The 18949-nt window shown below is 64.2% G+C and carries 16 protein-coding genes and 1 pseudogene; 5 read left to right on the forward strand and 12 right to left on the reverse strand.

Translation table 11 applies throughout. The features are described 5' to 3' along the window. Nucleotides 1–326 precede the first annotated feature (326 nt). Nucleotides 327–1991, forward strand: a complete 1665-nt coding sequence (locus AC07Y9_RS01740) for an electron transfer flavoprotein-ubiquinone oxidoreductase (RefSeq protein WP_062823162.1) — start codon at nt 327–329, stop codon at nt 1989–1991. A gap of 175 nt (nt 1992–2166) precedes the next feature. On the opposite strand, the gene AC07Y9_RS01745 is transcribed toward AC07Y9_RS01740, so the two are convergent. After that, nucleotides 2167–3057: an AraC family transcriptional regulator gene (locus tag AC07Y9_RS01745; RefSeq protein ID WP_102678394.1), complete on the reverse strand. Its 891-nt coding sequence runs from the start codon at nt 3055–3057 to the stop codon at nt 2167–2169. 179 nt (nt 3058–3236) lie between these two features. Between AC07Y9_RS01745 and AC07Y9_RS01750 the strand changes: the two genes are divergently transcribed. Next, the gene (locus tag AC07Y9_RS01750; RefSeq protein WP_102678492.1) at nt 3237–4289 is read left to right on the forward strand and encodes an NAD(P)-dependent alcohol dehydrogenase; all 1053 of its coding nucleotides are present in this window, start codon (nt 3237–3239) and stop codon (nt 4287–4289) included. Between the two features lie 88 nt (nt 4290–4377). On the opposite strand, the gene AC07Y9_RS01755 is transcribed toward AC07Y9_RS01750, so the two are convergent. The 6 genes from AC07Y9_RS01755 to AC07Y9_RS01780 all read right to left on the reverse strand — a co-directional run bounded on the left by AC07Y9_RS01755 (nt 4378) and on the right by AC07Y9_RS01780 (nt 10256). Next, nucleotides 4378–5175, reverse strand: a complete 798-nt coding sequence (locus AC07Y9_RS01755) for an IclR family transcriptional regulator (protein ID WP_053260224.1) — start codon at nt 5173–5175, stop codon at nt 4378–4380. 55 nt (nt 5176–5230) lie between these two features. Further along, nucleotides 5231–6349, reverse strand: coding sequence for an MFS transporter (locus tag AC07Y9_RS01760; RefSeq protein WP_102678395.1), 1119 nt, complete (start codon nt 6347–6349; stop codon nt 5231–5233). A 135-nt stretch (nt 6350–6484) separates the two neighbouring features. After that, entirely contained in the window at nt 6485–7633 is a 1149-nt protein-coding gene (gene dgoD, locus AC07Y9_RS01765) for a galactonate dehydratase (protein ID WP_102678396.1), read from the reverse strand. A 47-nt stretch (nt 7634–7680) separates the two neighbouring features. Next, entirely contained in the window at nt 7681–8301 is a 621-nt protein-coding gene (locus AC07Y9_RS01770; protein WP_102678397.1) for a 2-dehydro-3-deoxy-6-phosphogalactonate aldolase, read from the reverse strand. Between the two features lie 13 nt (nt 8302–8314). Next, nucleotides 8315–9313 carry a 2-dehydro-3-deoxygalactonokinase gene (locus tag AC07Y9_RS01775; RefSeq protein ID WP_102678398.1) on the reverse strand — a complete coding sequence of 333 codons (999 nt, stop codon included), beginning with the start codon at nt 9311–9313 and terminating at the stop codon, nt 8315–8317. A 463-nt stretch (nt 9314–9776) separates the two neighbouring features. Further along, on the reverse strand, nt 9777–10256 hold the full coding sequence (locus tag AC07Y9_RS01780) for a GNAT family N-acetyltransferase (RefSeq protein ID WP_007928100.1): 480 nt from the start codon (nt 10254–10256) through the stop codon (nt 9777–9779). A gap of 263 nt (nt 10257–10519) precedes the next feature. On the opposite strand from AC07Y9_RS01780, the gene AC07Y9_RS01785 reads away from it, so the two are divergent. Together AC07Y9_RS01785 and AC07Y9_RS01790 are read left to right on the forward strand one after the other, a co-directional pair. Then, nucleotides 10520–11170: an HD domain-containing protein gene (locus AC07Y9_RS01785; protein WP_102678399.1), complete on the forward strand. Its 651-nt coding sequence runs from the start codon at nt 10520–10522 to the stop codon at nt 11168–11170. 131 nt (nt 11171–11301) lie between these two features. Then, a pseudogene (locus AC07Y9_RS01790) lies at nt 11302–12491 on the forward strand (MFS transporter). A 316-nt stretch (nt 12492–12807) separates the two neighbouring features. On the opposite strand, the gene AC07Y9_RS01795 reads toward AC07Y9_RS01790, so the two are convergent. Beyond that, nucleotides 12808–13788 (reverse strand): DUF3829 domain-containing protein, encoded by a 981-nt coding sequence (locus AC07Y9_RS01795; RefSeq protein ID WP_102678400.1) that lies wholly within the window; start codon nt 13786–13788, stop codon nt 12808–12810. A gap of 396 nt (nt 13789–14184) precedes the next feature. Here AC07Y9_RS01795 and AC07Y9_RS01800 point away from each other — a divergent pair, with 396 nt between their 5' ends. Then, nucleotides 14185–14565, forward strand: a complete 381-nt coding sequence (locus tag AC07Y9_RS01800; protein ID WP_102678401.1) for a Rho termination factor N-terminal domain-containing protein — start codon at nt 14185–14187, stop codon at nt 14563–14565. Between the two features lie 76 nt (nt 14566–14641). On the opposite strand, the gene AC07Y9_RS01805 is transcribed toward AC07Y9_RS01800, so the two are convergent. From AC07Y9_RS01805 to AC07Y9_RS01820, 4 genes are all read right to left on the reverse strand, one after another. Further along, nucleotides 14642–15574 (reverse strand): PfkB family carbohydrate kinase, encoded by a 933-nt coding sequence (locus AC07Y9_RS01805; protein WP_102678402.1) that lies wholly within the window; start codon nt 15572–15574, stop codon nt 14642–14644. Continuing rightward, nucleotides 15567–17033 carry a purine-cytosine permease family protein gene (locus AC07Y9_RS01810; protein ID WP_102678403.1) on the reverse strand — a complete coding sequence of 489 codons (1467 nt, stop codon included), beginning with the start codon at nt 17031–17033 and terminating at the stop codon, nt 15567–15569. Before AC07Y9_RS01810 ends, AC07Y9_RS01805 begins: the two co-directional genes overlap by 8 nt. 155 nt (nt 17034–17188) lie before the next feature. Then, nucleotides 17189–18187, reverse strand: a complete 999-nt coding sequence (locus tag AC07Y9_RS01815; RefSeq protein WP_087088731.1) for an ADP-ribosylglycohydrolase family protein — start codon at nt 18185–18187, stop codon at nt 17189–17191. After that, nucleotides 18184–18897, reverse strand: a complete 714-nt coding sequence (locus AC07Y9_RS01820; RefSeq protein WP_007928081.1) for a GntR family transcriptional regulator — start codon at nt 18895–18897, stop codon at nt 18184–18186. Before AC07Y9_RS01820 ends, AC07Y9_RS01815 begins: the two co-directional genes overlap by 4 nt. Nucleotides 18898–18949: the final 52 nt, after the last annotated feature.

An 18949-nucleotide genomic window follows, 5' to 3' on the forward strand; every position in this document is an offset into this window, starting at 1 on the left:
TCGCCCTGTCTTTAGAGGTGCTCTTGAAACCAACAGTCAGCCTACGGCGAGCGCAAAACCGACCGTATCTTGACCGGAACGCCTATTCTGGTCAATACGCCAAAATGGCCAGTCATAAGCCGCGCTTCTTTGATTTACATGGGCTGCAGCAAATTCAAACAAACGTTTGTATTGGACGCTAAGAGTGGTGTAGATATAATGCGCCGCCTAGAGAGAAAGGCGGGTCGTTCATTGTCCCCTCCCCTGTTTGGCGGAGAAAACCATCGATGCGACACCCAACCTCCAATTAGAAAAAAACCGTTGAGCCTTGAGTAGGAGATAGCCTAGTGGAACGCGAATACATGGAATTCGACGTGGTCATCGTCGGTGCCGGCCCCGCTGGCTTGTCCGCCGCCTGCCGACTGAAGCAGAAGGCCGCCGAAGCCGGTAAGGAAATCAGCGTCTGCGTGGTCGAGAAAGGCTCCGAAGTCGGTGCTCACATTCTTTCCGGCGCCGTGTTCGAACCGCGCGCCCTGAACGAGCTGTTTCCGGACTGGAAGGAGCTCGGCGCCCCGCTGAACACCCCGGTCAAGCGCGATGACATCTATGTCCTGAAAAACGCCGACAGCGCGACTAAAGTTCCCGACTTCTTTGTGCCCAAGACCATGCACAACGAAGGCAACTACATCATCTCTCTGGGCAACCTGTGCCGCTGGCTGGCCCAGCAGGCCGAGAACCTGGGCGTGGAAATCTACCCGGGCTTCGCCGCCCAGGAAGCGCTGTTCGACGAGAACGGCGTGGTCCGCGGGATCATCACCGGCGACCTGGGTGTCGACCGCGAAGGCAATCCGAAGGAAGGCCTGTACACCCCCGGCATGGAACTGCGTGGCAAGTACACCCTGTTCGCCGAAGGCTGCCGTGGCCACATCGGCAAGCAACTGATCAAGCGCTTCAACCTGGACAGCGACGCCGACGCCCAGCACTACGGCATCGGCCTCAAGGAAATCTGGGAAATAGATCCGGCCAAGCATCAGCCAGGCCTGGTGGTCCACACCGCCGGCTGGCCGCTGGACATCATGGGCACCGAGAACACCGGCGGCTCCTTCCTTTATCACCTGGAAAACAACCAGGTGGTGGTCGGCCTGATCGTCGACCTGTCCTACAGCAACACCTACCTGTCGCCGTTCGACGAATTCCAGCGCCTCAAGCATCACCCGGTGCTCAAGCAGTACCTCGAAGGCGGCAAGCGCGTCAGCTACGGCGCGCGCGCCATCTGCAAAGGCGGCCTGAACTCGCTGCCGAAGATGGTGTTCAAGGGCGGCGCGCTGATCGGTTGCGACCTGGGCACCCTGAACTTCGCCAAGATCAAGGGCAGCCACACCGCCATGAAGTCCGGCATGCTCGCCGCTGACGCCGTGGCCGATGCGCTGTTCGCCGGCTCCGAAGGCGCCGACGAGCTGAACACCTATGTAGAAGCGTTCAAGTCCAGCTGGCTGTACGAAGAACTGTTCGCCAGCCGCAACTTCGGCCCGGCGATCCACAAGTACGGCGCCATCGTCGGTGGCGGTTTCAACTGGGTCGACCAGAACCTCTTCGGTGGCAAGCTGCCGTTTACCCTGCACGACACCAAGCCGGACTACGCCTGCCTGAAGCTGGCCGCGGACTGCAAGAAGATCGACTACCCGAAACCGGACGGCAAGCTCAGCTTCGACAAACTCAGTTCGGTGTTCATCTCGGGCACCAACCATGAAGAAGAACAGCCTTGCCACCTGAAGCTGACCGATCCGAGCATCCCGATCGGCAAGAACCTGCCGCTGTACGATGAGCCTGCTCAACGCTACTGCCCGGCCGGGGTGTATGAAGTGATCACCAAGGAAGACGGCGAGAAGCGCTTCCAGATCAACGCCCAGAACTGTGTGCACTGCAAGACCTGCGACATCAAGGACCCTGCGCAGAACATCACCTGGGTCGCGCCGGAAGGCGCGGGCGGTCCGACTTACCCGAACATGTAAGGCGTACGCTTGAAGAAAAAAGGCTCCCGAATGGGGGCCTTTTTTATTGCTGGCGCCACTGCCCTGCTTCTATAGGAGCACAGCTTGCGTGCGATAAGGCCTTGGCGATGTATCTGTCAGACCGTCTCACCCTTCATCGCGGGCAAGCCTCGCTCCTCCAGACGAGCGCCTCCCATCACGCTGCTCGCTCATCCCCCGGATTGCGCTCGAAGTAACGCTTGTATTCACGGCTGAATTGCGAGGTGCTCTGGTAGCCCACCCGATGCGCCACCTGGGCCACGCCCAGCCCTTCCCCCAGCAGCAACTGCTGCGCCTTGAGCAAGCGCAGGCGCTTGAGGTACTGCACCGGCGACAGCAGTGTGCTGCGCTTGAAGTGCTCATGAAAGGTCGAGGTGCTCATGTTCGCGCAACGGGCCAGCGTCTCGACGTTCAGCGGCTCGGTGTAATGCTCGTGCAAGTGATTCAGCGAGGCCGCCACCCGGGCAAACTGCCCGTGCTGTTCCACCAGCGCGCGCAGTACATCGGCCTGCGGCCCTCGCAAGACGGTGAACATCAATTCGCGCAAGCGCGCCGGGCCCATCACCTTGCACTCCAGAGGATCGTGCAGGCAGCGCAGCAGGCGCTCCACGCAACCGCGCATCGTGTCGTCGAGCACCACCGAAGTCATCGACTCCGGGGTCTGCGCCTGGGCGCTGCGCCCCGCGGCAACGCCCATCGCCAGCACCAGCTCGCCCAACAGCGCCCGGTCGATGGCGATGGACACCCCCAGCAACGGCGCATTGGGCATGGCGAAGGTCTCGCACTCGAAGGGCACCGACAGCGCCTGGATCAGGTAATGCCCAGCGCCGTACTCCAGGGTCCGCGGGCCCAGGTACGCCAGCTTGCTGCCCTGGGCGATGATCATCAGGCTCGGCTCGTAGATATGCGGGCCGCGGGCCACGTCGCAACTGGCCCGTAACACCTGAACCCCGGGCAGCCCCGTGGGAACGAAACCGTCGCGGGTCGCAAGAGGCTGGATCAGGGACACCAGGGTGGCATTGGCATCGAGATGGCGGGTCAACAACATGGGGAAAACTTCACGGAAAAAGGGATGAAAACATCATCGCAGGTCTGCACGCCAATGCCGCGCGCAAATGGCCGATGGCGGAGGAATAGGCATGACATGCCGAGGAATCGCCATGTTCGCGCCAGGGAGCGGCGCCGAGAATGGCCCGCCTCATCTGTCAGTGCTTTGCGAGGTTCATCATGTACACAGCCATCGGTTACGCCGCCCAGTCCGCCACCACGCCCCTCGCCCCCATGAGCTTTCAGCGCCGCAGCCCGCGCCCCGACGACGTGGCCATCGAGATTCTCTACTGCGGCGTCTGCCACTCCGATATCCACCAGGCCCGCAATGAATGGGGCATCGCTGTGTACCCGCTGATGCCGGGCCACGAAATCGTCGGCAAGGTCACCGCCGTCGGCGCCCAAGTGACCAGGCACAAGGTGGGCGACCTGGTCGGCGTCGGCTGCATGGTCGACTCCTGCCAGCATTGCGAAGCCTGCGCCGCCAACCTGGAGCAATACTGCCTGGAAGGCCCGACCATGACCTACGCCACCCCGGACCGGGTCGACGGCAGCAACACCATGGGTGGGTACTCCGACAGCATCGTGGTCAACGAGCACTTTGTCGTGCGCATTCCCGAGAAACTCGACCTGGCCAGCGCCGCGCCGATCCTCTGCGCGGGCATCACCACCTACTCGCCGCTCAAGCATTACGGGGTGAAGGCCGGCGACAAGGTGGGCATTCTCGGCATGGGTGGCCTGGGCCACATGGGTATCAAGTTCGCCAAGGCCCTGGGCGCAGAAGTGACCCTGTTCACCCGTTCGGCGAGCAAGGCCGAGGAAGCCCGTCGCCAGGGCGCCGATCATGTGATCGTCTCCACCGATGCCGAGCAGATGAAGGCCGCGGCCGGCCGCTTCGACTTCCTGCTGGACACTATCCCGGTGCAACACGACCTCAACCCCTACCTGGATACCCTGCGTTTTGACGGCGTACACATCCTGGTCGGCCTGATCGAACCGGTGGACCCGCCCGTGCACGCGGCCAAGCTGGTACTGGGCCGTCGCGTGCTGGCCGGCTCGCTGATCGGCGGTATCGCCGAAACCCAGGAAGTGCTGGATTTCTGCGCCGAGCACAACATCACCTGCGACATCGAAATGCTCGACATCCGCCAGATCAACGAGGCTTACGCGCGGATGATCGCCGGCGATGTGAAATACCGCTTCGTCATCGACATGGCCACCCTCAAGCAATAAATGCAGTCCCGTAGGAGGCTTGCCCGCGATGGCGATGGACCTGGAAAAATCCCATCGCGGGCAAACTCCTCTCCTCCATAAGCCTGAGTCAGCCGCCGAGCTCGGCGGAGATGCCAGCGGCGGCCTGCTTGATCACCGGGATCAGTTCGGCCATCTTTTCCAGCGGCATGTACGGCACGGTGCTGGCGATGCTGATACCGGCGACGATCTGGCCGCTGGCATCGCGGACCGGCGCCGCCACGCAACGGATCGACGGTTCGTTGTCCTCCAGGTCGAAGGCATAACCTCCCGCCACATAGTCCTGCATACGCTGCTGGAACTGCTCCCAGGTCGGCTCTTCGTGCTGCGGCCAGAGCGCATTCCTGCCCCCCGCCGGCAGGCTCGCTTCATACAAACGCTGCCACTCCTGGGGCGTGCTATCGAGCAGCAGCGCCTTGCCGATCCCGGTGCGCGCCAGCGGCATGCGATGGCCGACCCGCGAACGCATTTCCGGGCCGTTGCGCCCCGGGTTCTTGTGCAGGTACAGCACATCGTCGTCTTCGCGGATTGCCAGGTGAATGGTGTCGCCGGTCAACGCCGACAGCTCATCGAGGAATGGCCTGGCCAGGGTCACCAACGGCAAGGCCTCGCGGGCCTGGAAACCCAGCTCGATCAGCTTCGGCCCCAGCAGGTAGCCGACCTGCGGCACTACCCTCAAATAACGCTCGTCCACCAGGCAACTGGCCAGGCGATGGGTGGTGCTGCGGGTGGTGCCGATCAGCCGGGCGATTTCCTTGAGGTCGCGGGCACCGCTGGCCACGGCCTGCACCACCGCCAGGCCACGGAGCAATGTCTGGGTACCGGTGGGGGCGGCATCCTTGGCGGTCTTTGCTGCGTCGTCCTGCATATCCAGCCTTCCGAGGGTGAGAACGGGCGGCATTATGGTCGCCCGCCCCCCGCCACTACAACTCGATACGCTCGACCTTGCCCACCAGCAGCACGTAGGACAGGGCCCCCGCCAGCGCCAGCACGGCAATGTAGGTAATGGCCGGGGCAAAGGAGTCGCCGCTGGCCAGGAAGCCGATGACGATCGGCGTGGCGATCGCCGACAGGTTGCCGATGAAGTTGAACACCCCGCCAGTCAGCCCCAGCAACCGCGCCGGCGCCAGGGTCGAGACCAGCGACCAGGTGATCGAGGCCAGGCCGTTGCCGAAGAACGCCAGCGCCAGGAAGGCAATCACCAGCGGCGTCGACTCGACGAAATTGGCGCCGATGATCGAGGTGGAAATCAGCAGCCCGCCAATGATCGGCAGCTTGCGGGCAAAGCCCACCGAGGCGCCACGCCGGATCAGCCAGTCGGAGAAGAACCCGGAACACAGCACGCCGACAAAGGCCGCGAGGAACGGCAGCGACGCCAGCAGGCCGGACTTGATGAAATCCATGCCGCGGTACTTCACCAGGTAAGTGGGGAACCAGGTGAGGAAAAACCACAGGGTCGAATTGAGGCAGAACTGCCCCAGATAGATGCCCCACAGCTTGCGCTTGCTCAGGACAATCCCCAGGTCGGTCCAGCTGAAACGCGCCTTGCTCCTGTTCGTCTCACGCTGGATATCCACCAGGCCGCCGCCCTGGCGGATCAGGTCGATTTCCGCCGGGTTGGCGCCCTTGAAATCCCGTGGTTCGCGATACACCGCGTACCAGATCGCCGCCCACAGAATGCCCACCGCACCGGTGACGACAAACACCATGTGCCAGCCAAAGGCATGCTGCAGCCAGGCCAGCACCGGGGTGAGAAAAGCCAGCCCGACAAACTGCCCGGAAGTGTAAAAGCCGATGGCCGTGGCACGCTCGCGCTCGGGAAACCAGGTGGTCACCACCCGGCTGTTGATCGGATAGGCCGGCGCCTCCAGCGCGCCCACCGCCATGCCCAGGTCGCGGGTCAAGGCCGGCGCGGCGATCGACAGGTTGCTGCGGTCCAGGTAGTTGATCACCACCGTGATGAACAACAGCACCATGATGAAAAAACGCTTGCGGCTCGGCGCGACCAGCGACGCCTGCCCGGTGAAGGTTTGCGGTTGCATGGGGATGCCTCTTCTTATGGTTATTGAGGGCTATGCAGCTATGTACCTGGAGGAACGGGCTTGCTCGCAATAGCGTCGGTTGCTGCACCGCGCCGGCATCGCGAGCAAGCTCGCCCCTATCAGCAATGAATCAACTCACCATTCGGCGAAGCTGCCGTCGGCGTGGCGCCAGATCGGGTTGCGCCAGCGGTGGCCGATGGCCGCGCGCTCGATGACGTATTCCTCGTTGATCTCGATGCCCAGGCCCGGGCTGTTGGGAATCTTCACCATGCCTTGCTGGTAGTCGAAGACGTGCGGGTCCTTGACGTAATCCAGCAGGTCGTTGCTTTCGTTGTAATGGATGCCCAGGCTCTGCTCCTGGATGAAGGCGTTGTAGCAGGCCGCGTCCAGTTGCAGGCAGGCGGCCAGGGCAATCGGCCCCAGCGGGCAATGCAGGGCCAGGGCCACGTCGTAGGCTTCGGCCATGTTGGCGATCTTGCGGGTTTCGGTGATGCCGCCGGCATGGGAAGCATCCGGCTGGATGATGTCGACGTAACCTTCGCTGAGCACCCGTTTGAAATCCCAGCGCGAGAACAGCCGCTCGCCCAGGGCGATCGGGGTATTGGTCAGCGGCGCCAGTTCCTTGAGGGCCTCGTAGTTTTCGCTGAGCACCGGTTCTTCGATAAACATCAGCTTGTAGGGATCGAGTTCCTTCATCAGCACCTTGGCCATGGGCTTGTGCACCCGGCCATGGAAGTCGACGCCGATCCCGACGTTGGGGCCGACTGCGTCACGTACCGCGGCGACGTTGGCCAGGGCCAGGTCGACCTTGTCGAAGGTGTCGAGGAACTGCAGCTCCTCGGTCCCGTTCATCTTCACCGCGGTAAAACCACGCGCCACCGCCTCTTTAGCGGCACGCGCGGTATCGGCCGGACGGTCGCCGCCGATCCACGAGTAGACGCGGATCTTGTCCCGCACCTGGCCGCCCAGCAGGTCGCTGACCGACACCCCCAGGGCCTTGCCCTTGATGTCCCACAGTGCCTGGTCGATCCCGGCCAGGGCACTCATGTGGATGGCGCCGCCGCGGTAGAAGCCGCCGCGGTAGAGCACGGTCCAGATGTCCTCGATATTGCGCGGGTCCTTGCCGATCAGGTAATCGGCCAACTCGTCCACGGCGGCGGCCACCGTGTGCGCCCGCCCTTCGACCACGGGCTCGCCCCAGCCGGTGACGCCCTCGTCGGTCTCGACCTTGAGAAAGCACCAGCGCGGCGGAACGATAAAGGTGGTCAACTTAGTGATTTTCATCTTCTTGTCTCTCTTGTCGGATGCAGCGCCGAGGGCGCCAAAAAGTCTTAACGCAGCGCATTCCAGGCGGCGACATAGGCCTTGGCGCGGGTCGCCACCTCGGCGGCGCTCATCCCTGGCTTGAACAACCCGGAGCCCAGGCCGAAGCCCTTGACCCCGGCGTCGACGAACACCTGCATGTTGTCCGGAGTGATCCCGCCTACCGGTAGCAACACGGTGCCGGCCGGCAATACCGCGAGCCAGGCCTTGACCACCGACGGGCCCATCTGCTCGGCGGGAAACAGCTTGAGCACGTCGGCGCCTTCGGCCAGCGCGGCAAAGGCCTCGGTCGGCGTGGCTACGCCGGGCGACAGATAGAGGCCGGCGGCCCTGGCCGCGCGCAGCACCTTGGGGTCGCTGTGGGGCATGACGATCACCTGGCCACCCGCGGCCTTGACCTGCTCGACCTGCTCCGGGGTCAGCACCGTGCCGGCGCCGATCAGGCAATCGGCGGGCAAGGCGTCGCGCAGGATGCGGATGCTGTCAAAGGGTTGCGGCGAATTGAGCGGCACCTCGATAACCCGAAACCCCGCCTGATACAGCGACTCGCCGATGGCCGCCGCTTCTGGCGGACGCAGTCCCCGGAGAATGGCAATCAGGCCGTTATGTGCCAGTGCTTGCTTGAGCATGTCGGACCTCTTTTCAAGGATGAGCGCAAGGGACGCGCGTCAGCAGCCCGGCCGCTTCGGCCAGGTGCCATAGACCGCGTTCGGTGGCCTGTTCGGCCAGGATTGCCCGGGGAAAACCGCAGGCGGACAAGGCCCGGCTGTAACGGGCGCAAAGCTGGGAATTGCCGATCAGCACGATCGACGGCAACGGGTCGCTGTGGCGCCGGCGCCGCTGCACAGAGGCCAGTGCGCAAAGTTCGTGGCCGATCAGTAGGCCCGACAGATAGTCCGGCTGGGCGCGGCCGCTGAGTTCACCGGTCAACCCCAGGCTGCGGGCGCTGAACAGGGTCGACAGCGGGCCGATTTCGCCCTCGGCGGACAAGGCCACCTGCACGCCGCGGTCGAAGGCCTCGGCGTCGAATGCCGCGCCACGCTCCTGGGTGCGGCCGAGAATGCTGTGTTGACTGAGCACGGCGAACAGCTCGCCGGTCATGAAGGTGTCGAAATGGACGATGCAGCCATCGGCCACCTGCACCCATTTGGAATGACTGCCGGGCAGGCCGATCAGCACGTCGTTCCCTGCCCCGTCCGGCAGCTGCGGCAGCGCCCCCAGCACCTGGGTTTCTTCGCCCCGCATCACGTTCGGCAAGCGCGAACGCTGGATCACCCCCGGCACGATATGCACGTCCACCCCGCGCCGACTGCGCAAGGTCACCAGGGCCTGCCCGAGCTGGGCGACATCCGCCGGGGTCTCGCAGTAACTGGCCTCGCGCCAGCCCTGGGCGCTGCCGACCATGCCGCAGGCAATCACCGGCAGTCCCGGTTGCGCGTCGAGCCAGTCGCCGCAGGCCTCATCGAAGGCCAGTTCAAAACCATCGTCGCAGCGCTGGCCGGCAATCATCCGCGCCACCTTCGGCAACTGCATGACCCCCGAGGTCAACGCGCGCTGTTCCAGCACCTGGCCGCCTGCTGCGAGCTTGTAAGCACGAAGGGACGTGGTTCCCCAATCGAGCGCGATCAATTGCGCCTGCATCGCTTCACCTGTGAGTTGTTTTTGGCAGTGAGTGCGTAAGAGCTGATGGCGGCGACTATAAACCCGACTCGAATAAAATCTCAATATATAAATATCATTCCCATATTATGGGATAATACACTGTGGCCGCTGCCGAAGGCTGCGATAGGACCGAAGATCCTCCAGCGATCTCAAGACCCTGCACCCGCTGCGACGCAATGCCGCCCAGGCTGGACGCAACCTCGCAGGCTCGGCAGCGGCTACAGGGCTTGGTGTCGGCAGGCCGGGCGGATGTTAATCAGGGGGCTAGGCGCGTGCTGCGCCGGATATATCAGAGGAGGTCGAAGCTAAGCCGACCAGAGGCGATGCCCCCTGGGGGCATCGAAACGCGGGAATTTGAGTTCAGCGAAAGCCCTGCGCCAGGGGCGGCCTTGTGGGTCACTTTTTGCCGAGGCGGCATGTCGGCGTTGGGTAAAGCGGCCGGTCAGCCCTGGGCGAACGCGCGCAGCACATCACCATCCATGCGGTACCTCACCCACTCTTCCTGGGGCTGGGCGCCCAGGGATTTGTAGAACTGGATCGCCGGTTCGTTCCACTCCAACACGCTCCACTCGAAGCGCCCGCAACCGTTGTCGCAGGCGATCCGCGCCAGGTGCCGCAGCAGCTGTTTGCCAGCGCCGCCGCCGCGTTGTGCGGGGGTGATGTAGAGGTCTTCCAGGTACAGGCAATTGCTGCCCAGCCAGGTGGAATAGCTGAAGAAAAACACCGCGAAGCCGATCGGCACGCCATCGCGCAGGCAGATCAGGCCGTGGGCCGTGGCGCCCTCGCTGAACAGGCTGCGCTCGATGTCGGCGACGCTGGCGATGACCTCATGGCGAGCACGTTCGTAATCGGCCAACTCCCTGATGAAGGCAAGGATTTGCGGTGCATCGCTGGGCACGGCTGGACGGATTTCGACGGACATCGGCGGGTCTCGGTTGGAAGGCAGGCGGCCATATTAGATCGACAGGGGAAGGACATGCACGGGTATTTCACAGGGACATGCCTGGAGGTCGTGACGGGTGATTGTCCATGTCGGAATTGCCCGATACCTGTAGCCGCTGCCGCTGGTTGCGATCGGTCGCAAAGCGCACGGCACTTTTATCGACGCCCGAAGGTCCCGCGGGCCTTATCGCAGCCTGCGGCAGCGGCTACAGTGTGCGCCTGTATTTTTACTGCCTGGCTGAAATGACTTCCGACGCTTTTGCTCCCCTGCCCGATCTCGCCAACACCCTGCTGCCCCACGCGCTGGAGCCCGTCGACGACGGTGCCCACGACCTGTCGCACCTGCAGCGGGTGTGGGCCAATGCGCGGCGCATCGCCCGGGAAGACGGCGGCGATCTGCAAGTGCTGCTGGCCGCCACCCTGCTGCACGATTGCGTCGCCGTGGAAAAGAGCTCACCGCTGCGCGCCCAGGCCTCGCGCCTGTCGGCGGAAAAGGCCTCGGCCCTGCTGCACCGACTGGGCTGGCCCGAAGCGAAGATCGCCGCGGTGGCCCACGCCATCGAAGCCCACAGTTTTTCCGCCGCCATCGAGGCTTGCACCCTGGAGGCGAAGATCCTGCAGGACGCCGACCGTCTCGACGCCCTGGGCGCTCTCGGCGTGGCCCGCACCTTCTATGTCGGCGGCCGGTTGAACCGAGCCTTCTACGACCCCCACGACCCGCACGCCGAACACCGCGGCTACGACGACCTGAACTTCACCCTCGACCACTTCCACACCAAGCTGCTGCACCTGGCCGAGGGTTTCCAGACCGTGACCGGCGCGCGCCTGGCGCAGGTGCGCCATGCCCGCCTGAAGCGCTTCATGGACGAATTCATCGACGAGATCGGTGGCTGACTTACTCCGCTGCGGGCTAATCCTGAAGCCTGCAAGATCACAACTAACGCGACAGCCGCCCATGGTAGAACGGCGCCTCATGAATCCAACAAGAACGAGGCCTGCGCATGTCCAGCGCTACCCCACCCCCCATGGTTCCAGCCAGGCTGTTCGGGCTGTTCTGCGTTGCCAGCTACCTGCTGTCGCTGTCCTATGGCTCGACCTTCCTGCTCTCGCTGCTGATCGGCTCGCGCGGTGGCAATGAGCACGATGCCGGCAGCGTGATTTCGGTCGCCATGCTCAGCACCTTGGTCGCCGTGATCTTCTCCGGGCACCTGTCGGACCTGCTGGGCGCCGCGCGCTCGATTGCCCTGTTCGGCTGCCTGCTGGTGGTCGCCAGCCTGGGCTTTGCCCTGGCGCCGGGCTTCGGCGATGCCCTGCTGTTTTTCGGCCTGACCCTGGGCCTGGGCTGGGGCGTGTTCTACACCCTGGGGCCGATCATCGTGGCGATGATGGTGGCGCCGGCGCAGCGGGCCAGGTTCTTCGCCCTGTTGTCGGGCAGCATGATGAGCGGCATCGGCTCGGGCCCGTTGCTGGGACGGCTGGCCAATGCCCTGGGCTACCCGTTGAGCACGGCGTTTCTGCTTGCCGCGGCCGCCAGCCTGATCGGCGTACTGATCTTCTGGCGCCTGGGCGCGCTGCTGAAAAGACACCCCAGCCATCTGGGGCCGGCGCGGCGAAAATCAGTTGGGCCAGCAGCGCCCGGGTGCTCTCGTCGAAGGCGTTGTTCCCGATCCTCATGGTCGCTCTCGGCGGCTGCGTATTCGGTGGCCTGTCGAGTTTCCAGACCAGCTACGCGGCCTCCCGTTCGCTGGACTATTCGCTGTTCTTTCTCGGTTTCATGGCAGCCGCCATCGGCAGCCGTTTGCTGATCGCCGGCTTCGTGGTCAAGCGCGACGCCTATCGCGCGGCATGCCTGCTCTCGGGGCTGATGCTGGGGTCGATCCTGATGTTCCAGCTGCTGGTCGATGACGCGACGAGTTATCTGCTGGCCGCCGTGGCGCTGGGGGTCGGCTACGGCCTGACGTACTCGGTGATCAACGGCCTGGCCGCCAACGAAGCTCCGCCCGGCGACACCTCGCAAGCCTTGCTGCTGTTCAGCCTGGCCTACTTCATCGGGGTGTTCGGCTTTCCGCTGCTGGCCGGACGGATCATCGTCGAACAGGGCATGTCGGCGCTGATGCTCACGGTGCTGGGCATCGCGCTGCTGAATTGGCTGATCAGCGTCGGGCGCCTGGTCTGGCGCGGGCTGAAACCCGAAGAGGTCGCGCAGAACGCCTGAACCGTTCATCAGGCCCCCATCAAAATCGGCGGCAGCCCAAGATCAGGTAGCGACTCCAAAAAACCCATGGAGGCGACATCATGATCAACTCCAGGCTGACCTGGCCGGACTGCTGTCCTCGGCGGAGGAACTCGGCTTGATCCAGGAGGGCCATGTCAACCGCGACCAAGCGGCGAACATATCGTGGACCCACCGATCAAGCTGACGGCTACTGGCGTCGAAATGGCCCGCAAACTGGACGCCTGGCCGACGGCCGCGGGCAGCCGCTCAGCGTTACTGGCGCCCGCGTGACGACGCGGGCGCCAGCCACCTCGACTCAGCAGGTCGGATGGTTGAAGCGATTGATCATGTTGCCGTAGGTGCGGTTGTAGCGGTTGGCCGAGCGGACGATGCTCGAACTCTGCATGTGTGCCGGCAGGTTCTTCATCGCGCCCTCGGGAGCACGCTTGTACACCCCGTCCTTGACGTCGCGGACGATCGAACGCGACTGGCCGATGAACTCATTGATTTCCAGCATGCCGCCACCGCACGACTTGCCGCTCTGTGCGGCCTGGGCGCTGACCTTGCCATTCCAGCCCGCAGCCGCGTCAGCCACCAGTGCCAGGGACTTCTCGAAGGCCGCCAGGGCCTGCGGATCGTTCGGTTCGGCGAACAGCATCTCGGCATCCGCGGTGTTGAGTTTGCCGTAGTAGATCAGCCCGGCACGGTAGTAGGCCGCGGTGTCTTTCGGCGCTTCATCGAATGCCTGCTTGGTCAGCGCCAGGTCACGCGCCCCAAGGCCAGCGTAGAAGTCCTGCTCCTTTTCGCTGACCGCGGTCAGGGCGGCCAGGTAGGCCTGGCCCTGGCGACGGGCCAGGTCGCCGTTGTCGCTCAGGTAGCCCTTGGAAGTGGCGTAGTTCTGCAGTTCATGGCTCAAGGGCGAGAGGGTTTTCAGGGCCGCGGAAAAGGCCTGGGCCGCCTGGTCCACTTCCGGGATTGGCGTATCGATGGCCAGTGCGCCATCCAGGGCCCGGCTCAGGCGATCGATGAGGATATCGTTGCCAATGCTGAAGGCAGTGATCGGCGCCTTGCCCGCCAGGGCCGGCACCTCGTACTGCTGGTAACGCTGGAGGAAGGTCTGGAAGGATTCGCTGATGCTGTTCGCCGCACCGACGTACTGGTTGTATTTCTCTATTTCCTGTTGCCGGGTATCGACCTGCGCGACGGGCTGGCTGACCTTTTCACTCTTGTCGCCACAACCGGCCAGCAGCACGCTGCCGCCCAACAGGGCCGCAGCCAAAAACATCCGGGTATTCATTGGTTCATTCCTTTAAAAACAGGCCACGACCAACCGCACGGCAGCGACAGACCGGTGACGGGGTTGGATGGGCACAACAGGGGATTGACGGCAGGCGTGCCGTGTCGATCAGCCGCCCCTGATCTGGGGCGTAAGAATCATCCATGAGTAACTCGCGAAAAGGCCTGAGAGTTCGTCAGACGCATCCATTTCCGGGGCAGGCATTGTGCGAGACTTCCCCCGCCCTGGCAAACCTCGGACCGCCCTGGCCTGCCCCTCTTGCGCGAAATGCCACGCTTCTGTGATAGCGATCACACCCTCTGGCGAGGTATCCAGAGCCCGCCCGTCGATTCCCGGGCACTTATCGGCCTTTTCCCCGCCCCAACTTCAGGTACTCATTGCCAAAGGAGAGCCCTCATGCCTCGTGGAAGCAAAGCCAAATACACCGCCAAACAGAAGCGCAAGGCCGCGCATATCGAAGCCGGCTACGAAGCCAAGGGCGTGCCCAAGGACGAGGCCGAAGCGCGCGCCTGGGCCACGGTGAACAAGCAGTCCGGTGGAGGGGAACGGGCTGGCGGCTCCGGGCAACGCACACCGGCCTCGGAAAAAACCGCCGCGCGCCAGTCCTCGGCCAGGCGTGCCGTCGCCAGCCGTGAAGGACATGCCCGCAACAGCACGACGTCGCTGAGCACCCAGACGAAGGACAGCCTGCTGAAGGAGGCCCGAACGAAGAACATTCGTGGCCGCTCGACCATGAGCAAGCAGGAACTGATCGAGGCATTGCGCAAGGCGGGATAAACCATGGATCGCGAGCAGGCCTACTCCCGGCGGGAACGAGCTTGCTCGCGATCGCTCTCGTTCAGCCGGCAAACGCCTAGGCTCGGACGCTATCCCCATTGACCAGCGCATCCACCTCCGCTGCACCCGGCGCGGTGGCCGGCCCCCAGCGGGTCACCGCCAGGGCCGCCGCGGCGTTGGCCCGGCGCGCCGCCTGCACTGGTTCCAGCCCCTGCGCCAGCGCTGCGACGAAGACTCCGGCATGGGCATCGCCAGCGCCGTTGCTGTCCACCGCCCGGACCTTGAAGCCCGGCACATGGGCGCTATGGCCATGCTGGCTGACCCAGCAGCCCTGCGGCCCGTCCCTGACCACCAGCAACACCTCCTGCGACAGTTCGTCATGCAGGCGTCGCAGGGCTTCGGCGATGGTCGAGGTCCCGGTGAAGCGCAAGGCCTCGACGCTGTTGCTGGTCCAGATATCGATACGCGGCAGCAGCCGGCGCATGGCCGCGGAGTCCGGCGATTCCACCAGCGGGCCCGGATCGAACACCACCTGGATCCCCTGCGGCAAGGCCAGCAGCCAGTCCAACAAAGCCTCGGCCTTGCCGACATGCAGCAGGCTGTAGCCGCTGACATAGACAAAGTCATCGGCCTGCACCGCGACACCGTCCAGGTCCTCGGCCGACAGCTGGCCTTCCACCCCGATATAGGAAATGAAGCTGCGTTCGGCCGTGGATTCGGTCAGCGCCACGCACAGGCCGGTGTCCTCGGTGCGGCTGGCCTCGAGAGCGATCCGGATGCCCTCGGCGCGCATCGCCTCCCGCGCCAGCTCCCCGAAGCGACCGTTGCCGTGTCGCCCCAGGTACAGCACCGGCAAGCCGTTACGCTGGGCGGCAGCCATCACGTTGAAGCCGCCACCAGCCTCGAAACTGGCGGACTGCGCCAGCACATCGCCGCCGGAGCTCGGCAGGCGCTCCACGGACATCACCAGATCGACGATAACCTGGCCGGTGTGCAGCATTCTAGGCATTGGCATTCTCGACAAAAGCACCGCGGCGATCCCTGGCCCCGCCCAGCACGGCATACACGCCGCCGGCTACCAGGAAGGTGACGATCCAGCCCAGGCCGTTATGACCCAGCCAGGAATCGGCCAGCGGCCCGGCGAACCAGACGTTCTCGGCGCTGGTACCGATGGTGGTGAAGCTGAAACCCAGCACTATAGCCAGTGCCCAGGCACCGAAGGCCCGCCATTCGATACCGCCGCGATACCAGTAGGCGCTGCTCGGGCTGACGTCCAGCAGATCCTTGGGGCTGTAGTAGTGACGATGGATCAGGTCGACCACGAAGATCCCGACCCAGGCGGTGAGAGGCACTGCCAGCAAGGAAATGAAGGTAATGAATGGCCCGTAGAAACTCTCGGCAATCAGCATGAAGTAGATAGAGCCGGCGAAGATCGCCACGATGTCCACCACCACCGCGTACACCCGCTTGACCTTGAGCCCCAGGGTCAGGGTGGTCAGGCCGGCCGAGTACACCGACAGGTTGTTCGACAGCAGCAGACCGCCGAAAGCGGTGATCAGGTACGGCACCGCCATCCAGGTCGGCAGCATGTCGCGAATCGCCACGATCGGGTCGGTGGCCGAAGCCAGGTCATCGTTGCCCACCGACAGCAGGCCACCCAGGGTAATCAGCAGCACCAGCGGAATGCCGGCGCCGAAGGCCGCCGATGCCACCAAGCGCGAGGCCTTGACGCTGCTGTGCTGGTAACGCGACATGTCGGCACCGGTATTGGCCCAGCCGATACCGGTGCCCGCGGCCATGGTGCCGATACCGATGATCATCGCGCTCAACGGCGCCGGGGTGGCGTTGAACACCGCGCTCCAGTCGATGGTGGCGCAGAGGAAGCCGCCCACCAGCAGGTTCAGCGCACCGAACACATAGGTGGCCCACTTCTGGATCACCAGCAAGGTGGCGTGGCCGAGGCCGGAGACGGCCAGGGTCAGCAGCACGAAAATGCCGATGAACAGCAGGGTCAGCAGCGGCGCACTCTTGGCTTCCACCGGCGAGCCGAACAGGATCGAACACAGCGACAGCAGGGCGAAGGCAGCGGTAGTGGTATTGACGGTTTCCCAGCCCACTCGCGACATCAGCGACACCAGGGTCGGGCCGATATTGCCGCGCACGCCGAAGATCGCCCGCGACAGCGTCAGGCTCGGCGCCCGCCCGCGACGCCCGGCGATGGAGATGATCCCCACCACCGCGAACGAACCGGCGGCGCCGAGGATGGCAACGATGATCGCCTGCCAGATCGACAGGCCACGAAAGGCCACCAGGGTCGCCCCCAGCGGCAAGCCGAGGATGCTGATATTGGCGGCGAACCAGACCCAGAACAGTTGCAGCGGATGGCCGTTGCACTCGCCTTCCGGCACCGGCTCGATGCCGCGGGTTTCCAGTTGCCCGGCGCTTTGCCCGGGGTTCGATGCACTCATGAAAAAGCTCCTGTTGCCCTTGTTGTGATTGTCGGCAATTTCGGAAGTCGATCAGACATCCCGGCACTCCTCGCCGTTTCCTGCTATCCATGGCAAAAATGCTTCAGCGACGGCTCGCGCACAGGTGGTGGGAGCCTTGGCCATGCAGCCAGTCTTTAACGCAGGGCCAGCAGCCCCTGCACCAGCGGTTCGAGGTCCAGGTCGTTGACCTGCTTGATCTGCTCGATCAAGGCGGCCGGCCAGCACTCCATCCCCTGGCAGGCACCGAGCATCGCGCCGAGGATCGCGGCAATGGTATCGGTGTCGCCCCCAAGGCTCGCGGCCATGCACAGCGCTTCGAACGCCTGCAGCTCGCCGATGGCCACCTGATGCGCCAGGGCGAAGGACACCACCACCGATTCCTGGGACGCGACGGAGGTGCCGATCACGTCGTACAGCAGATCGGCCAGCAGCGCCTTGTCGCTTTCGACGCTGAGGGTGCGCGCCCAACTGATGCGCGTGGCAATACGGCCGCCAGCCACCCAGTGACCATGCCGCTCCGCTTCCAGGGCGATCTGCACGCCGATCTGCAAGGCGTCACCCAGCGGCACGCCATTGATCCCAGCGGACACTACCGCCGCCACCGCCGCCGCGCTGGAGATACCCAGTGTGGTGTTATGGGTGACCTGGCAAGCTTCCACCACCGCGCGGATGAAGCCCTGGACATCGTCGACGTTCGCTGCGATGCCCACCGGGGTGATGCGCATCGCCGCGCCGTTGGTGGTGCCGTAGCGCCCGGCCTCTTCCGCGGTATGGCCGGCGAGGATCATCTCGATGGCGCGCTTGGTCGAGGGGCCCAAAAGGTCCTGGGAGCCCTTGGCCTGCATCGCCGCTTCCCACTCGATCAGGCTGTGGGCCAACGCCGCCGGTTCGATCCGGCCCTTGCCCGCGACCAGCAGGTCGCCGACCAGGATCGCCTGCTCGGTGTCGTCGGTGATCGAGCCCTTGGGCATGTTGGCGGCGATCGGTTGATCGGGGCCGGCGTCCTCCAGGCGATGGATGGCACCGAAACGCTGCTTGATCTGCTGCCGGCTCAAGGATTGGGTCGGCATGCCCAGGGCATCGCCCAGGGCCAGCCCGTAAAAGGCGCCCAGAGCGCGATCCAGCGGGATCATTTCTGCGCTCCAAATTCCAGGTGCAGGCGAAAGTGCAGCGGGTCGAGAAAACTCTCCACCTGCTCCATGAAACGCCCGCGGCGGTCATAGGTGGTCCGCAGGGCCTTGAGAAACACACTGCCGGCCGGACGTCCCAGCAGTCGTGCCTCTTCTTCACCCAGTGGCTCGGCGCCGATCCATTGATCGCCGCGCTCGCCGATATAGCCGTAGGCGGCCAGGGTAATGGTCAGGGAATCATCGATCAGCCCTACTCGCGGCAGGCTTTCCAGGCCTCCGGTGGCAGGCATCAGGGAACGTTCAAGGGAAACCACGGTGCCGTCGGTAGAGCGTCGGCGCCGGTCCAGGGCGATGAACTGGTCAGTGCCGAAGCGACTGAGCAGGTCGGGACGCTGCACCGCTTCCAGGCGCAGCAGCTCGGTGTTGATCAGCGCCCCGCTGTCCGCCAGGGCCTGGGCCCAGCCGTTTTGCTGGTCCAGCACCACACCATCAAAGGTGACGATGGAGCCGACCCCGCTCTGGGTGGCGATGTAGTTGCGGCGTTTGAGTTCGGCCAGGGCCTCACGCAGGGTGCCACGACTCACCGAGAACTCCTGGGCCAACTGATGCTCGCCCGGCAGCAGGAAACCGTCCTCCATGAGGCCGCTTTCGATGCGTCGGATCAGTTCATCGACCACGCGTTTTTTCTTGTCAAATCGAACATGTCTAATCATGTACAAATTGATACCCGAAAGGGGATCTTCGTCGCAAGATATTTATTCGATC

Source organism: Pseudomonas sp. GW456-L12, assembly GCF_059424045.1.

Bases quoted from the DNA above. Each gene is read 5' to 3' on its own strand.
- AC07Y9_RS01745 (WP_102678394.1), bottom strand. From the start codon at position 3,057: ATGTTGTTGACCCGCCATCTCGATGCCAATGCCACCCTGGTGTCCCTG.
- AC07Y9_RS01750 (WP_102678492.1), top strand. From the start codon at position 3,237: ATGTACACAGCCATCGGTTACGCCGCCCAGTCCGCCACCACGCCCCTC.
- AC07Y9_RS01755 (WP_053260224.1), bottom strand. From the start codon at position 5,175: ATGCAGGACGACGCAGCAAAGACCGCCAAGGATGCCGCCCCCACCGGT.
- AC07Y9_RS01760 (WP_102678395.1), bottom strand. From the start codon at position 6,349: ATGCAACCGCAAACCTTCACCGGGCAGGCGTCGCTGGTCGCGCCGAGC.
- dgoD (WP_102678396.1), bottom strand. From the start codon at position 7,633: ATGAAAATCACTAAGTTGACCACCTTTATCGTTCCGCCGCGCTGGTGC.
- AC07Y9_RS01770 (WP_102678397.1), bottom strand. From the start codon at position 8,301: ATGCTCAAGCAAGCACTGGCACATAACGGCCTGATTGCCATTCTCCGG.
- AC07Y9_RS01775 (WP_102678398.1), bottom strand. From the start codon at position 9,313: ATGCAGGCGCAATTGATCGCGCTCGATTGGGGAACCACGTCCCTTCGT.
- AC07Y9_RS01780 (WP_007928100.1), bottom strand. From the start codon at position 10,256: ATGTCCGTCGAAATCCGTCCAGCCGTGCCCAGCGATGCACCGCAAATC.
- AC07Y9_RS01785 (WP_102678399.1), top strand. From the start codon at position 10,520: ATGACTTCCGACGCTTTTGCTCCCCTGCCCGATCTCGCCAACACCCTG.
- AC07Y9_RS01795 (WP_102678400.1), bottom strand. From the start codon at position 13,788: ATGAATACCCGGATGTTTTTGGCTGCGGCCCTGTTGGGCGGCAGCGTG.
- AC07Y9_RS01800 (WP_102678401.1), top strand. From the start codon at position 14,185: ATGCCTCGTGGAAGCAAAGCCAAATACACCGCCAAACAGAAGCGCAAG.
- AC07Y9_RS01805 (WP_102678402.1), bottom strand. From the start codon at position 15,574: ATGCCTAGAATGCTGCACACCGGCCAGGTTATCGTCGATCTGGTGATG.
- AC07Y9_RS01810 (WP_102678403.1), bottom strand. From the start codon at position 17,033: ATGAGTGCATCGAACCCCGGGCAAAGCGCCGGGCAACTGGAAACCCGC.
- AC07Y9_RS01815 (WP_087088731.1), bottom strand. From the start codon at position 18,187: ATGATCCCGCTGGATCGCGCTCTGGGCGCCTTTTACGGGCTGGCCCTG.
- AC07Y9_RS01820 (WP_007928081.1), bottom strand. From the start codon at position 18,897: ATGATTAGACATGTTCGATTTGACAAGAAAAAACGCGTGGTCGATGAA.